We start from the raw sequence: 13,781 nt of genomic DNA, 5'->3' as shown, positions 1-13,781 counted from the left end.
GGCCTTTGACCTGGGTGGAGATGAGGGGATTCGAACCCCTGACCCCTTCGATGCGAACGAAGTGCGCTACCGGACTGCGCTACATCCCCAAGGACTCGTTTAGGTTAGCATCCCCCCGAGGGTTCTCGCGCCACCTATTCAGTCCCCCACCGCGCGTCTGGGCGGCTCCGCGTACTGGTCGAACAGCACGTCCTCGTGCAGTGCCGTCAGGTCGATCACCTCGGCGGGCGGCTCCTCGGCGAGCGCCTGGCGGCGCGGGCGGGCGCGGCGCCGGCGTTCGGCGAGGGCCTGGCGGGCGCGTTCGCGGCGTTCCTTGTCCACGTGTACGGCGACCCGCAGGAAGCACAGGTAGCCCACCGTGACCAGTACGGACGGCGCCACGCCCCACCACGGGATCATCTCGACCGCCGCCGTGACCACGGACGCCACCACCAGCAGCACGCAGAAGAACAGCAGCCGGCGTCGCCGGGCCACGATGATCGCCCGTCGCCGCAGCCGGAACTGCCGGACGTCGACCTTCTCGAACTCGCCGGTGGGCGGCCCGGTGAGCAGCGCGATGCCGTCGTCCTCGTAGCCCTCGGCCGCCGCGGCGGCGGCCAGGTTGTCAAGGTCGGGGAGCTGGTGCTCGCCGGTGTAGTACTCCTCGAGCTCGGCCAGCTCGGCGAGGTTGGTCTTGTCCTTGCGCAGCCACATCGGGATGAGGACGCACAGCCACATCACGACGATGGCGAGATAGAGGAGGACGCTGCTCACGACCACCTCCGGGCAGCATGAAGACGCGGGTCGGTTCGTTGCGTCTTCAATCTGCTCACGTCACGCACCGTAAGACCGCGTGTCACTGATTGACGAGCATTCGGTGCGGTGTGTCGCGAGATCGTCAAACCTCTTCGACAGAGGACCCCCCGCGAGCCGCTGACTCGCGCGCGCGACGCCACTGCACGAGCAGCCCGCCGGGGACGTCCTCGACGGTCAACGCGTAGCAGATGTGGTCGCGCCAGGCTCCGTCGATGTGGAGTTGGCGACGCCGAATGCCTTCTTCCCTGAATCCGAGCTTCTCAACCACCCTACGACTGGCGGAGTTCTCGGGGCGGATGTTCGCCTCCAGCCGATGCAAACCGGTGGTGAAGAAGCAGTGGTCGACGGCCATGGCGAGGGCGGTGGGGGTGATGCCGTGGCCGGCCAGCTTGCCGTCGATCCAGTAGCCGACCTGGGCGGAACGGGCGGATCCCCACACGATGGCGCCGACGGTGAGCTGTCCGGCGAAGTGCCCCTCGTACGTGACCACCCAGGGCAGCGCGAGCCCCTGCCTGGCCTCCCGCCGCAGGGTGCCGACCATGGACACGTACGGGCCGAGCCCGGTCCTGAACAGAGGCGTCTCGGGGTTGCTCGGCTCCCAGGGCCGCAGCCAGTCGGCGTTGCGCAGCCTGGTCTCGCGCCACACGCGCACGTCACCCAACCGCAGCGGCCTGAGGCCGACCGGCCCTTCGTTGAGGCTCACCGGCCAGCCGCGAAGTCGATCCACAACTCTCATCATCCCCCCAACGGGCACGATGCCGCCACGCGCGGATCGAAGTAGTGCTCAGCGCGGGTGATCGCCGCCGCGGATCTGCTCGACGGCGTGCCGCAGGATGGGCGCGAGTACGGCGACGCCGTCGCGTACTCCGCCGGACGAACCGGGCAGATTGACGATCAGGGTGTCGCCGGCCTGCCCCGCGAGCCCCCGGGACAGGATCGACGTCGGGACCTTCTCGCGGTTGGCCTGCCGGATCGCCTCCGCGATGCCCGGGATCTCCCGGGAGATCACGCGGGCGGTCATCTCCGGTGTGAGGTCCATCGGCGTCAGCCCGGTGCCTCCGGTCGTGACCACGACCTCGTAGCCGCCGAGGACGCCGTCACTCAGCGCCATCTCCACCGGCTCGCCGTCGGGGACGACCACGGGGCCGTCGACGACGTCGCAGCCGGCCTCGTCGCGCAGCAACCGTACGAGCAACGGCCCGGATTTATCCTCATAAATCCCGGCCGACGCCCGGTTCGACACCGTGATCACCAGCGCCCGCAACATCATGATCGCGCCCACCGCCCGGTCTTGCCGCCCAGTTTCTCCTCCACCCGCACGTCGGTGATCACCGCGCCCGGATCGACCGCCTTGACCATGTCGATGAGCGCGAGCGCCGCCACCGACACCGCCGTCAGCGCCTCCATCTCCACGCCGGTGCGGTCGGCCGTCTTCACCCGGCAGGTGATCGCCACGCCCCAGTCCTCGACGTCCAGCGTCACTTTGACGCCGTGCAACGCGATCGGATGGCAGAGCGGGATCAGGTCCGGCGTACGTTTCGCGCCCATGATGCCGGCGATCCGCGCCACCCCCAGCGCGTCGCCCTTGGGCACCGCACCCGTACGCAGCAGCGCGACGGTCTCCGCCGACAGCAGCACCCGCCCGGTGGCGACGGCGCTGCGCGCGGAGACGTCCTTGGCGGAGACGTCCACCATGCGGGCGGCGCCGGTCTCGTCGATGTGCGTGAGCCCGCCCGCGTCCGGTCCGGTCACAGCCGGATCACCTCCACCTCCGCCCCTGCGGGCACCTCGGTCACGTCCTCGGGAACCACGATCAGCGCGTTGGCCGAAGCCAGCGCGGCAAGCTGATGGGAGCCCTGCCCGTGCACCGGCGACACCGTGCCGTCAGCGGCCAGGACGCCCCGCAGATAGGACCGCCGCCCCCGGGTCGAGCGCAACGACCCGGTGACGCACGCGGTGACGGACTCCGGCATGCCGGACGGCAGCCCGCGCATCTTGGCCAGCGCCGGACGGACGAACAGCACGAACGACACGAACGACGACACCGGATTGCCGGGCAGCGCGAAGATCGGCACCTGGTCGTCCCCCAGCACGCCGAACCCCTGCGGCATCCCGGGCTGCATGGCCACCTTCTCGAACCGTACGGTCCCGAGCGGCGACAGGGCCTCCTTGACCGGTTCGTACGCGCCCATCGACACGCCGCCGCTGGTGATGATGGCGTCGGCGCGTACGAGGTCGGTGTCGAGCCGGTCGAGCAGCACGGCCGGATCGTCCCCGACCGCTCCGGTCCGGAACCCCTCCCCGCCCGCCTCCCGCACCGCGGCGGTCAGCGCGAAGCTGTTGGAGTCCCAGATCTGGCCGGGCCCGAGCTGCCCCCCCGGCTCCACGAGCTCGGCGCCCGTGGCGATGACGACCACCCGGGGCCGCGGCCGCGCGAGCACCCGCCGCCGCCCCACCCCGGCGATGATGCCGAGCTGCGCGGCCCCGATCAGGGTGCCCGGCTTGAGCACGACGTCGCCGGACTGGACGTCCTCGCCGGCCCGGCGGATCGCGTTGCCCGGCCCGGTGGAACGCCCGATGCGTACGGAGACCGTCCCGCCGTCCGTCCACTCGACCGGGACCACGGTGTCGGCCCCGGCCGGCAGCGGCGCGCCGGTCATGATGCGGACGGCGTGGCCGGGCCCGACGGCCCGCAGCTCGTCGGAGCCGGCCGCGACGTCGTCGACCACCGGCAGGGTCACCGGCACCTCGGCGATGTCAGCGGCCCGTACGGCATAACCGTCCATGGCGGAGTTGTCGAACGGCGGGAGCGGCACCGGCGCGGAGACCTCCTCCGCCAGCGTCGCCCCCAGCGACTGCTCCAGGTCGAGCTCGATGGGCGCGAGCGGGCGCACGGTGGCCAGGATGTCGGCCAGGTGCGCCTCGACCGGCTTCAGCGCGCTCGACGCCGATCCCGCCGGATCAGCCGACCTCATCGAGGAACTCCCGCAGCCACGGGACGAACTCGCCCGCCAGATCCTCCCGATCCGCCGCGAACTTCACCACCGTGCGCAGGTAGTCCAGCTTGTCGCCGGTGTCGTAGCGCCGCCCGCGGAACAGCACCCCGTGCACGGGGCCGCCCGCCTCGGAGCCGCGCCCGGCCAGCGTGCGCAGCGCGTCGGTGAGCTGGATCTCGCCGCCGCGCCCCGGCGGGGTGTTCTCCAGGACCTCGAACACCGCCGGGTCGATCACGTAGCGCCCGATGATGGCCCAGTTGGAGGGCGCCTCGTCGGCCGGAGGCTTCTCCACGAGGTCGGTCACCTTGACGACGTCGTCCTCGGCGGTCGCCTCGATCGTCGCCACGCCGTACAGGGAGACCTGCTCCTTCGGCACCTCCATCAGAGCGATCACGCTGCCGCCGTAGGTGTCGCGCACCTCGATCATGCGCTTGAGCAGCGGGTCACGGTAGTCAATGAGGTCGTCACCGAGCAGGCAGGCGAACGGGTGGTCGCCCACATGCTGCTTGGCGCAGAGCACGGCGTGGCCGAGTCCCTTGGGCTCGCCCTGCCGCACGTAGTGCAGCGTGGCCAGGGACGCGGGCTCGCGGACCTGGGACAGCCGGTGCTCGTCGCCCTTGGCCTCAAGGACCTCCTCAAGCTCGAACGCGCGGTCGAAGTGGTCCTCGATCGATCGCTTGTTCTTGCCGGTGACCATCAAGACGTCCAGGAGACCGGCGGACGCGGCCTCCTCGACGACATACTGGATCGCGGGCTTGTCGACGATGGGCAACATCTCCTTGGGTGTCGCCTTGGTCGCCGGAAGGAACCGGGTGCCCAGACCCGCGGCGGGCACGACGGCTTTCGTCACAGGGTCGAAGTCAGCCATGAGTAGACCCTAGTGGAGGGACCTATGGACAAGATGAACCTCCGTCGTCAGCTGAACGCGGCGCGCGCCTCCCTCTCCCCGGAGCAACTACGCGCAAACGCCATCAAGACCCGCGAAACGCTGCTCGACCAGCCGTGGGTCCAGATGGCCGGATTGGTGGCCTGCTACTGGTCGGCGGGGGTGGAGCCGGAGACACACGGGCTCGTGTTCGCTCTGTGGAAACATGGAGCCACCGTCATGCTGCCGGTGCTGCGCAACGACAATGATCTCGACTGGGCGGTCTACGACGGGCCGGACACCCTCGCGCCCGGCCGCCACGGCATCATGGAGCCGGTCGACACCCGCCGCGGCGTCGACGCCATCCGCACCGCTGCGCTGGTGATCGTGCCCGCGCTCGCCGTCGACCGCAAGACCGGCGTACGTCTCGGCCGCGGCGGCGGATCCTACGACCGCGCACTCGCCCGCGTCGGCCCCAACGTCCCGACCGTGGCCCTGCTGCACGCCGGCGAACTGCTCGACGACGTGCCCGCCGAGCCCCATGACCAGCAGGTCCGCTTCGCGATGACGCCGGAGGGACTCACTAGTCTTATGTGACCGGACGAGAGGGGGCCGGATGACGCATGATGTCTGGCTGCTCGCCGGCGCGGCCATCGTCATCGCGGCCATCGTGTCCGTACGGGTGGCGCACTTCAGCGGTCTGCCCAGCCTCCTCATCTTCCTCGGATTCGGCCTCGTGCTGGGCGACTTCGGGCTCGGGCTGTCGTTCGCGTACCCGATGCTCGCCCAGCAGATCGGCCTCACCGCGCTCGCGCTGATCCTGGCCGAGGGCGGCCTGACCACGACCTGGTCACACGTACGCAAATCCGTGCCGATGGCGTTGATCATGGCGCTGGTCGGCGTGACGGTCAGCATCGTCGTGGTCGCGCTGGCCGTCCAGGGCATCCTCGGCCTCGACGTCAACACCGCGCTGCTCCTCGGCGCGGTGCTGGCCTCCACGGACGCGGCCGCGGTCTTCTCCGTCCTGCGCCGCCTGCCGCTGCCGCCGCGGCTGGCCGGCATCCTGGAGGCCGAGTCCGGGTTCAACGACGCCCCCACCGTCATCGCCGTGACCCTGCTCAGCACCGCCGCCCGCCAGGCGCCGGACGTCGGGACGTTCCTCTTCGAGACCGGGCTCGAACTCGTCATCGGCGCCGCGATCGGCCTGGCCGTCGGGCCCGCGGGCGCCTACGCCCTCCGCCGCATCGCACTCCCCGCCTCCGGCCTCTACCCGCTCGCCGTGCTCGCGCTCACCTTCGTCTCGTACGGCGGCGCCGTGCTCCTGCACGGCTCGGGCTTCCTGGCCGTCTACCTGACGGCGCTGATCCTCGGCAACTCGCGTCTGCCGCACCGGGCCGCCACCCGCGGGTTCGCGGAGGGCGCGGCCTGGCTGGCGCAGATCGGGCTGTTCGTCATGCTCGGCATGATGGCCAGCCACGAGGAGATGCCGTCCGCGGTCGTACCCGGACTGATCACCGGGACCGTCCTCGTGCTCCTCGCCCGGCCGCTGTCGGTGCTGGTCAGCTCGGCGTTCGCATGGGCGCTGCGGCTGGGCTGGGTGAACTGGCGCGACCAGGCGTTCCTGTCCTGGGCGGGCCTGCGGGGCGCGATCCCCATCGTGCTCGCGACGATCCCCTGGGCGGCCGGCGTCGAGGGCTCCAAAGACATCTTCAACCAGGTCTTCGTGATCGTCATCGTGTTCACGCTGGTCCAGGGGCCGACGCTGCCGTTCGTGGCCCGCGTGCTCGGCGTGACCGCGCCGGGGGAGGCGCAGGACCTGTCGGTGGAGTCCGCGCCGCTGGAGGAGCTCAAGGCCGACCTGCTGCAGGTCAAGGTGCCGCCCGGCTCCCGCCTGCACGGCGTGGAGATCTTCGAGCTGCGACTGCCCTCCGACGCCCAGGTGACCCTCGTGGTCCGGGACGGCAAATCGTTCGTACCAGGCAGCTCCACCCGCATCAGATCCGACGACCAACTCCTCATCGTCAGCACGGCCGCCTGCCGTGACCAGGTCGAACGCCGCCTGCGCGCCGTCAGCCGCAGCGGCAAACTGGCCGGCTGGTACGGAGAACGAGGTTTGGAATAGCTGTTTGACCGGATCGGTTACCATTAGCAGTCGCAACGCTCGAGTGCCAGAGTCTGTAGGAGGAGCCGCGTGCCGACTTACCAGTACGCCTGTAACGACTGCGGTGAGCAGCTCGAGGTCGTCCAGAAGTTCACGGACGACGCTCTGACGGTGTGCCCGGAGTGCGAAGGCAACCTGCGGAAGGTCTACTCCGCGGTGGGCATCGTGTTCAAGGGCTCCGGCTTCTACCGGACCGACAACCGCACGTCGTCCTCGTCTTCGTCGACCTCCTCGTCGAACGGATCCTCCAACGGGTCGTCCGGCGGATCCTCCAACGGGTCGTCCTCGGACGGAGGGTCGAAGTCCTCGGAGAGCAAGTCCTCCTCGGGCTCCTCCAGCTCGTCCTCCTCCACCCCGGCCCCGGCCGCCGCCTCCAACTGACGCGCGCCCGCCGGACGGCCCCACGGCCGTACCGGCCGGCCGCCCCCGTACGCGCGCCCTCCGCAGGTGCGTACGATCAGCCACGCACGATCGGCACCCACGGCAGATACGTCAGGCAACCGGTGAACCCACAACGGCATGGGCAGACGCCATATGTCAGGCGCAACCAAGCACACGGGGCAGACCCCACGCGCTAGGCCAGACTCCGCTGCATACGGCCAGGCCCCACGGGGTACGGACAGGCGCCAAGGCGCATGGACAGACCCCACCGCGCAAGGGCAGATTTCACGCCCTGGATCACAACAAAGTCGGGGTCACCAATCGGGGATCCGCTGCGCCGGCCACCTCCCGTTCACCACACTGTTGTCCGCGGCCATCACGTGCCCACCTTCGATCTGGTTTGCGCCTTGAAGGGCCACGCGATGGCCGTCACCATGTCTCAACGCCCGCCCGCACCCCTGGCCGCCGCCCCCAACTGACGCGTGCCCGCCGGACGGCCCCAGCCGTACCAGCCGGCCGCCTCCACACGTGTACCCGGCCTCCGTTCCGCCCAGCCCTCGCGCCCCCGGCCTCCGCTCGGCCCGCGCTCGCCAGCACTCATGCCCCCACCAACCCCCACACTCCCGCCACCCCCCGTATGGCGCGAACGCGACCCCGCAAGCCACCTCCGCAACCCGCAACCCGCCAACCCGCAACGGCCATGCCACATGCCGCTCCTCAAGGAGGGGGCTGATCACCTCGCGCCCCCAACAACTCCGGCGCCACCTCATCCACCATCCGCTCAAGCTCCGGATCCTCCCCCCAATCCGCGACCAGCCGCCTCAACCCCTCCCGTGAACACCCCACCAACCGCGTCACCGCCCGCTGTCCCTCCTCCGTCAGCCGCAGCGCCTCCTCGTCCTCCGACCTCCGTACCAGCCCCACCGCCACAAGCTGATCGACGTAAGGACGCTCCCACTCCTTACTCTTATGAGCGCGTTCCGCCAGTGCATCCCCCCGCACCCACCCTCCCCCGGCCAACCGCGCCAGCACCCACACCCCCTGTGGCGAGATCGCGTCGAGCCCCGCCGCCGCTCCGAGCCGCTCGTAATAGCCCCGCCGCAGCTCGATGTCCGCCAGCCGCATCAGCCCTCGCTCCACCTCCGCCAGCGACGACCGCTCCGCCGACGTGGCTCCCAGCCCTTCCCCCAGGTCCGCCGCCTTGGTCGTCTCCCGCAGCCGCGTCTGCGGGATGAACCAGCTCAGCACGAACGCCCCGAACACGACCGGCGCCGCCACCCGGAACACCGCCGCGATCGCGTCCGCGTACACATGCAGGAAGTCCGCGGCAAGCTCCCGAGGCAGTTGCTGGATGGCGGTCGGATCCTCCTGGACCCGCCGCGGCTCGAACCCCGGCGGCAGCCGCGCGCCCCGCAACGCCTCCCGCAGGTCGCTGTTGAGCGTCGCCGCGAACACCGCCCCCAGCGCCGCCACCCCGAACGACCCCCCGATCGAGCGGAAGAACGTCGCCCCGGACGTCGCCACCCCGAGATCCTTGAAGTCGACCGCGTTCTGCACCACGATCACCAGCACCTGCATGGTCATCCCGAGCCCGACCCCGAAGACCAGCAGGTAGACCCCCATCGTCAGCAGGCTGCTGTGCTCCGTCATCGTCGACAGCAGAGCCAGCCCGGCCGACGCGAGGAACGTCCCCGCGATCGGCAGGAACCGATATTTCCCCGTCCGGGAGATGACCTGCCCGCTCACGATGGACATGGTCAGCATCCCCGCCATCATCGGCAGCAGGTAGACCCCCGACAGCGTCGGACTGACCCCGTGCACCACCTGCAGGTAGAGCGGCAGGTAGGTGAGCGCCCCGAACATCCCGAACCCCACCACGAACCCCACCGCCGACGCCATGGAGAACGTACGCAGCCCGAACAGCCCGAGCGGCAGCACCGGCTCGGCCGCCCGCCGCTCCGCGAACACCCACATGACCAGTAACGCCACCGCCGCCACGGCCAGCCCCACCACCACGGGCGACGTCCAGGCGTACGTCGTCCCGCCCCACGTGGTGACCAGCACCAGACAGGACGTGGCCCCGCCGAGCAGCACCACGCCCGCGTAGTCGATCGTGTGCCTGGCCCGCGCGAGGTCCCCCGGCAGCACCGTCGCGATCACGAACAGCGCGACCGCGCCCAGCGGCAGGTTCACGTAGAAGACCCAGTGCCACGACAGCCGGTCCACGAACACCCCGCCCAGCAGCGGCCCCACGATGCTCGAAACGGCGAACACCGCCCCGAAGAACCCCTGGTAGCGCCCCCGCTCGCGGACCGACACCACATCACCCACGATCGCCTGCGCGAGCACCATGAGCCCGCCGCCCCCGAGCCCCTGGAGCCCCCGGAACGCGATGAGCTCCCCCATGTTCCGGCTGAGCCCGCAGAGCGCCGATCCCACCAGGAAGATGACGACGGCCCCGATGAACAGGCGCTTACGCCCGTACTGGTCGCCCAGTTTGCCCCAGAGCGGCGTGGAGACGGTGGAGGCGAGCATGTATCCCGTCACCACCCAGGCCAGCTGCTCCAGCCCGCCCAGGTCGCTCACGATCGTCGGCAGGGCCGTGGACACGATCGTCTGGTCGAGCGCCGCCAGCAACATGCCGAGCATGAGCGCGACGATGATGAGGCCGAGACCCTGTTGTCGCATGCGGCGATACTACTCTTCGTACTGATGTTCTCACGCACCGCGACGAAGCCGCGTTATCCACAGAACGCCGCTCGGCCGAACCGGGCCCCGCACCGATCCGGCTACTCTCTGCGCCATGGTCACTCGCGCAGACATCGGCGTCATCGGCGGCTCCGGCTTCTACTCCCTCCTCGACGACGCGGAGGAGATCGAGCTCGCCACTCCCTACGGCCCCCCGAGCGACGTCGTCACCGTCGGGCGCATCGGCTCCCGTTCGGTGGCGTTCATCCCCCGGCACGGCCGCGATCATCGCTTTCCGCCCCACCGCATCCCCTACCGCGCCAACCTGTGGGCGCTGCGCTCCCTCGGCGTCCGCCAGGTGCTCGCGCCGAGCGCCGTAGGGTCCCTGCGGGCCGATTACGGCCCCGGCACCATGGTCATCCCCGACCAGCTCGTCGATCGCACCTCAGGGCGCGTCCAGACTTACTACGACACCGGCGGCGCCGTCCACGTCTCCTTCGCCGACCCTTACTGCCCCTCCGGCCGGGCGACGGCCGCGGACACCGCCCGGGCCACCGACTGGCACACCGCCGACGCCGGCACCCTCGTGGTCATCGAGGGCCCCCGCTTCTCGACCCGCGCCGAGTCCCAGTGGTTCGCCGCCAACGGCTGGTCCATCGTCGGCATGACCGGCTTCCCCGAGGCGATCCTGGCCCGCGAGCTGGCCCTCTGCTACACGTCCCTCTGCCTGGTGACCGATCTCGACGCCGGCGTCGAGGCGGGGCAGGGCGTGACCCACGACGAGGTCCTGGAGTTCTTCGCCCAAAACGTCACCCGCATGCGCTCCCTGGTCTCCGCCACCGTCCAGGCCCTCCCCGAGGAGCGCACCTGCCCGTGCGGCAGCGCGCTCGACGGCCTCAAGCTCCCGTTCGACCTGCCGTGACCAGGAGCTGGCTGGTCCGCTACGGCCGTCGCCGCCGCCTCATCGCGGCGGCGCTCGCCGCCCTGGCCGTCCTGTCCGCCTACGCGGCGACCCGCCCCACCCCGCCCACGACGGTCCTGGTGGCCGCCCACGACCTCCCCGCCGGCCCCCTGACCGCCGCCGACCTGACCCCCGTCCCCCTCGACCACCCGCCCGCCGGCGCGATCCGCCGCCTCACCCCCGGCACCACCCACCATCTGACGTTCCCCATGCGCCGCGGCGAGCCCTTGACCGACGCCCGCCTCCTGAAAACGGCCTACGCCCGCCTCCCGCAGGGCATGGTCGCCACCCCCGTACGCGTCAACGACCCCGACGCCGCGGCCCTGCTCTCCCCGGGCGCGACCGTCAACATCCTGGCCACCTGGCCGCAAGCCACCGCCCCCACGCCTGCCCGCACGATCGCCGAAGCCGTAACCGTCATCACCATCCCGCCACCACGCACCCAGCGGGACCTCTCGTCGTCCCCGCCACGCGGCACCCTGCTCCTCCTGGCAACGACCACCACGCAGGCGGCAGAGCTGGCAGCGGCCCAGGCCACCGCCCACCTGTCGATCACCCTGCCGCCACCTACATAGCGAGGCGTAATCATCCAGCTACGATCTGCTCATGAGCGGTTTCAAGAAGTTCCTCATGCAAGGGAACGTCATCGACCTGGCCGTCGCGGTCGTCATCGGCGCGGCCTTCAACGCGATCGTGCAGTCCTTCGTGGCCGACCTGCTGACCCCGCTGATCTCAGCGTTCGGCGGCCTCCCCGACTTCTCCTCCCTCAAGGTCACCGTCGGCCAGTCGAACTTCATGTACGGCAACTTCATCAACGCGATCATCTCGTTCCTGATGGTCGCCGCGGTCGTCTACTTCTTCGTCGTGAAGCCCTACACCCACGTCAAGGAACGCGCCGCGGCCAAGATCGAGTCGACCACCCACGACTGCCCCGCGTGCCTGTCGGAGATCCCGAAGAACGCCTCCCGCTGCGCCTTCTGCACCACCGAACTGGCGGCGGTCTGACCCCGGCCGACGTCAATCGAGCAGTGACCCCAGCTGGGGGTCATACTCCCAGTGCCACGGCTCGAACGGGCTGCTGTAGGCCCACGAAGGATGGAACCACCCATACTTCTTGGAGTTCCTCTCCATCCACACGAACTCCGCGGACCCTGACCGTTCCACGCCGCCGCACAGGTCCACAGCCAGCCCGAGCCCGTGGTTGCTCCGCCCCGGCACCGCCGCGAACCCGGGCCGCCGATAGTAGACGGCCTGCTGCTCGGCCAGGCTCCGATAGGCGTCGGTCACGCACATCTGCTTGCCGAACCGCTGCTTGAACGCCTCGTTCAGACTGACGAACGCGATCGTGGCGTCCGCCCGCAGGCTGAACCCCTTCTGCTGCAAGGGGCAGAGCATGCCCCTGGGGATGAGCCCGTTGGGATACTCGCCGGCGGTGGCTGCCCGCAACGGATCGCAGCCGAGCGCCGCCCTCCCCACCTTGTCGATCTTGATGCCCAGCTTCACCAGCGCCGCGGTCAACGACTTCACGATCTTGTCCGACCGCTGCCGCAACGTGTCGATCTCGGCCGCGAGCTGCGCCTCCGCCAGCAGGTTCCCCGCCCGCAGCTCCTGCGCCTCGCTCGCCAGCTGTTCGGCCTGCGCGTACAGCGCGCTCGTCTGCTGTACGGCCTGCTGCCGCGTCGCCACGATCTGGTTGGCGTCGCTGAGCGCCCGAAGAGTGTTCTCGTCAGCGCCGCCGGCCAGGAAGGGCAGCACTCCGCCGCCGTTGAGCGGCTGCACGTACAACAACTCAGCCATCTGCGAAACGGGCTGCCGCATCACCGCGAGCCGCCGTTCCAGCTCCTGCAGCGCCGTAAGCTTGCCCTTGAGCTGCTTCTCGGAGGCGGCGATCGTACTCCGCCGTTTCTCCAGCGCCTTGGTGGCCTCTTCCAGCTCCTTGGCCGACCGCTCCGCCTCTTTCCTCAGCTCGGTCAGATTGCCAGGATCCTGCCGCTCCTGCCCCCGCCGCTCAACCTGCGCCGAAGCCTCCGCCACCACCACCTGCGCCGAGGACACCAACAGAGAAGCCACCATCGCCACGACAGCCGCGATCAGACCCGCTGATCGAGGGGCTGGCACGTTCGACTCCTCCGTATGCAAACTCGTTACCCGGGTCAGGGACGCACGTTACTACAGCCCTCCAGGTGTCCGGACCGAATGCCGAAGAGCCGTTATGAGACATAAAGCCCACTTTGCTCAACCACCCCGTCCTACCAGCCCCGAAACCCTTCGCGGCAGGCAAGGAACAGACACTCCCGCACTCAGATCCCAGGCAACAGCCCATCGGCGAACCCCTGCGCATCCTCCCGCTCCCCAGCCCGGCACACCTCCCACAACCACGTCTCCTCCCACTCCCCCGGACACCCCTCACGAGGCCGAACCGGCACCGGCGCGTAAGGCTCCTCCACCTCCACCCCACGACGCCTGCCACCTCTCCCGACCGCCGCCGAATCCGGAGCCCCCGCCCCATCAACCTCGGCCCGCCGCCGCCGAACACCACTCCCGTCAGGACGGGCCGCACCCACCACCGCCTTCTCGCCCTCGCTGGCCAGCACAGCCTCGGCCCGCAGCACGACATCACGCGGCACCCCGGGCACGAACCCCTCGTAAGCCCACTGCGGCCGGACCGGAGCAGACACGTACAGCGGCTCGAACGCCATCACCGCGACCCGCCCACCGCCCCCCAAAGCGCCGACATGGTCCGACCGCTCCCCGAACCCCCGCGCCTGCCCCGCCAGCAACCCCCCGGCCAGAATCCCCGGCGCCAGCAACGCCCCGAACAACACCACAGGCCGCCGCCGCGCCTGCCTACACCGCCTCATGGTCACCCGCAGAAGCTAGCCACGCCGAACCACCAGGCCCCCGACCACTTGTCAGGCCTTTACCGCAGCTCAG

The 13,781-nt window shown here is 70.2% G+C and carries 14 protein-coding genes, 1 tRNA gene and 1 pseudogene; 6 read left to right on the top strand and 10 right to left on the bottom strand.

The window, feature by feature from the left end; translation table 11 throughout:
* Window positions 1-15: 15 nt before the first annotated feature.
* The 7 genes from BMW85_RS26375 to galU form a co-directional block, all read right to left on the bottom strand.
* A tRNA-Ala gene (locus tag BMW85_RS26375) sits at window positions 16-89 on the bottom strand.
* A 49-nt stretch (window positions 90-138) separates the two neighbouring features.
* Window positions 139-753: a divisome protein SepX/GlpR gene (sepX, locus tag BMW85_RS26370; RefSeq protein WP_143082410.1), complete on the bottom strand. Its 615-nt coding sequence runs from the start codon at window positions 751-753 to the stop codon at window positions 139-141.
* 124 nt (window positions 754-877) lie between these two features.
* Window positions 878-1,531 carry a GNAT family N-acetyltransferase gene (locus tag BMW85_RS26365; RefSeq protein WP_091087072.1) on the bottom strand — a complete coding sequence of 218 codons (654 nt, stop codon included), beginning with the start codon at window positions 1,529-1,531 and terminating at the stop codon, window positions 878-880.
* A gap of 48 nt (window positions 1,532-1,579) precedes the next feature.
* Window positions 1,580-2,062 carry a MogA/MoaB family molybdenum cofactor biosynthesis protein gene (locus BMW85_RS26360; RefSeq protein WP_091087068.1) on the bottom strand — a complete coding sequence of 161 codons (483 nt, stop codon included), beginning with the start codon at window positions 2,060-2,062 and terminating at the stop codon, window positions 1,580-1,582.
* The gene (gene moaC, locus BMW85_RS26355) at window positions 2,062-2,547 is read right to left on the bottom strand and encodes a cyclic pyranopterin monophosphate synthase MoaC (protein WP_177240896.1); all 486 of its coding nucleotides are present in this window, start codon (window positions 2,545-2,547) and stop codon (window positions 2,062-2,064) included. The genes BMW85_RS26360 and moaC overlap by 1 nt, the downstream gene beginning before the upstream one ends.
* Complete coding sequence (gene glp, locus BMW85_RS26350; RefSeq protein ID WP_245775075.1) at window positions 2,544-3,770, bottom strand: molybdotransferase-like divisome protein Glp; 1,227 nt, start codon at window positions 3,768-3,770, stop codon at window positions 2,544-2,546. The genes moaC and glp overlap by 4 nt, the downstream gene beginning before the upstream one ends.
* Window positions 3,757-4,659 carry a UTP--glucose-1-phosphate uridylyltransferase GalU gene (gene galU, locus BMW85_RS26345; protein WP_091086437.1) on the bottom strand — a complete coding sequence of 301 codons (903 nt, stop codon included), beginning with the start codon at window positions 4,657-4,659 and terminating at the stop codon, window positions 3,757-3,759. The genes glp and galU overlap by 14 nt, the downstream gene beginning before the upstream one ends.
* A 24-nt stretch (window positions 4,660-4,683) precedes the next feature.
* Between galU and BMW85_RS26340 the strand changes: the two genes are divergently transcribed.
* The 3 genes and pseudogenes from BMW85_RS26340 to BMW85_RS52595 all read left to right on the top strand — a co-directional run.
* Entirely contained in the window at window positions 4,684-5,253 is a 570-nt protein-coding gene (locus BMW85_RS26340) for a 5-formyltetrahydrofolate cyclo-ligase (RefSeq protein ID WP_091086436.1), read from the top strand.
* A gap of 19 nt (window positions 5,254-5,272) precedes the next feature.
* Window positions 5,273-6,778: a potassium/proton antiporter gene (locus BMW85_RS26335; protein WP_091086433.1), complete on the top strand. Its 1,506-nt coding sequence runs from the start codon at window positions 5,273-5,275 to the stop codon at window positions 6,776-6,778.
* Window positions 6,779-6,847: 69 nt separating this feature from the next.
* Window positions 6,848-6,988, top strand: a pseudogene (locus tag BMW85_RS52595) (FmdB family zinc ribbon protein); the annotation flags it as partial.
* Window positions 6,989-7,002: 14 nt separating this feature from the next.
* Here the strand turns inward: BMW85_RS52595 and BMW85_RS52590 are convergent.
* Complete coding sequence (locus BMW85_RS52590; RefSeq protein WP_425434379.1) at window positions 7,003-7,299, bottom strand: hypothetical protein; 297 nt, start codon at window positions 7,297-7,299, stop codon at window positions 7,003-7,005.
* A 616-nt stretch (window positions 7,300-7,915) separates the two neighbouring features.
* Complete coding sequence (locus BMW85_RS26325; RefSeq protein WP_091086429.1) at window positions 7,916-9,886, bottom strand: MDR family MFS transporter; 1,971 nt, start codon at window positions 9,884-9,886, stop codon at window positions 7,916-7,918.
* A 115-nt stretch (window positions 9,887-10,001) separates the two neighbouring features.
* Between BMW85_RS26325 and BMW85_RS26320 the strand changes: the two genes are divergently transcribed.
* The 3 genes from BMW85_RS26320 to mscL are packed head-to-tail and all read left to right on the top strand — an operon-like array spanning window position 10,002 to window position 11,852.
* Window positions 10,002-10,808 carry an S-methyl-5'-thioadenosine phosphorylase gene (locus BMW85_RS26320; RefSeq protein WP_091086428.1) on the top strand — a complete coding sequence of 269 codons (807 nt, stop codon included), beginning with the start codon at window positions 10,002-10,004 and terminating at the stop codon, window positions 10,806-10,808.
* Window positions 10,805-11,422: an RcpC/CpaB family pilus assembly protein gene (locus tag BMW85_RS26315; RefSeq protein WP_091086425.1), complete on the top strand. Its 618-nt coding sequence runs from the start codon at window positions 10,805-10,807 to the stop codon at window positions 11,420-11,422. The genes BMW85_RS26320 and BMW85_RS26315 overlap by 4 nt, the downstream gene beginning before the upstream one ends.
* A gap of 31 nt (window positions 11,423-11,453) precedes the next feature.
* On the top strand, window positions 11,454-11,852 hold the full coding sequence (gene mscL, locus BMW85_RS26310; RefSeq protein ID WP_091086424.1) for a large conductance mechanosensitive channel protein MscL: 399 nt from the start codon (window positions 11,454-11,456) through the stop codon (window positions 11,850-11,852).
* 12 nt (window positions 11,853-11,864) lie between these two features.
* Here the strand turns inward: mscL and BMW85_RS52055 are convergent, their stop codons facing one another.
* Window positions 11,865-12,920 (bottom strand): M15 family metallopeptidase, encoded by a 1,056-nt coding sequence (locus tag BMW85_RS52055; RefSeq protein ID WP_091087064.1) that lies wholly within the window; start codon window positions 12,918-12,920, stop codon window positions 11,865-11,867.
* Window positions 12,921-13,781: the final 861 nt, after the last annotated feature.

The organism is Nonomuraea wenchangensis (assembly GCF_900111685.1).
Lineage (GTDB): Bacteria > Actinomycetota > Actinomycetes > Streptosporangiales > Streptosporangiaceae > Nonomuraea > Nonomuraea wenchangensis.
This window is presented reverse-complemented; position numbering and strand designations above follow the sequence as displayed.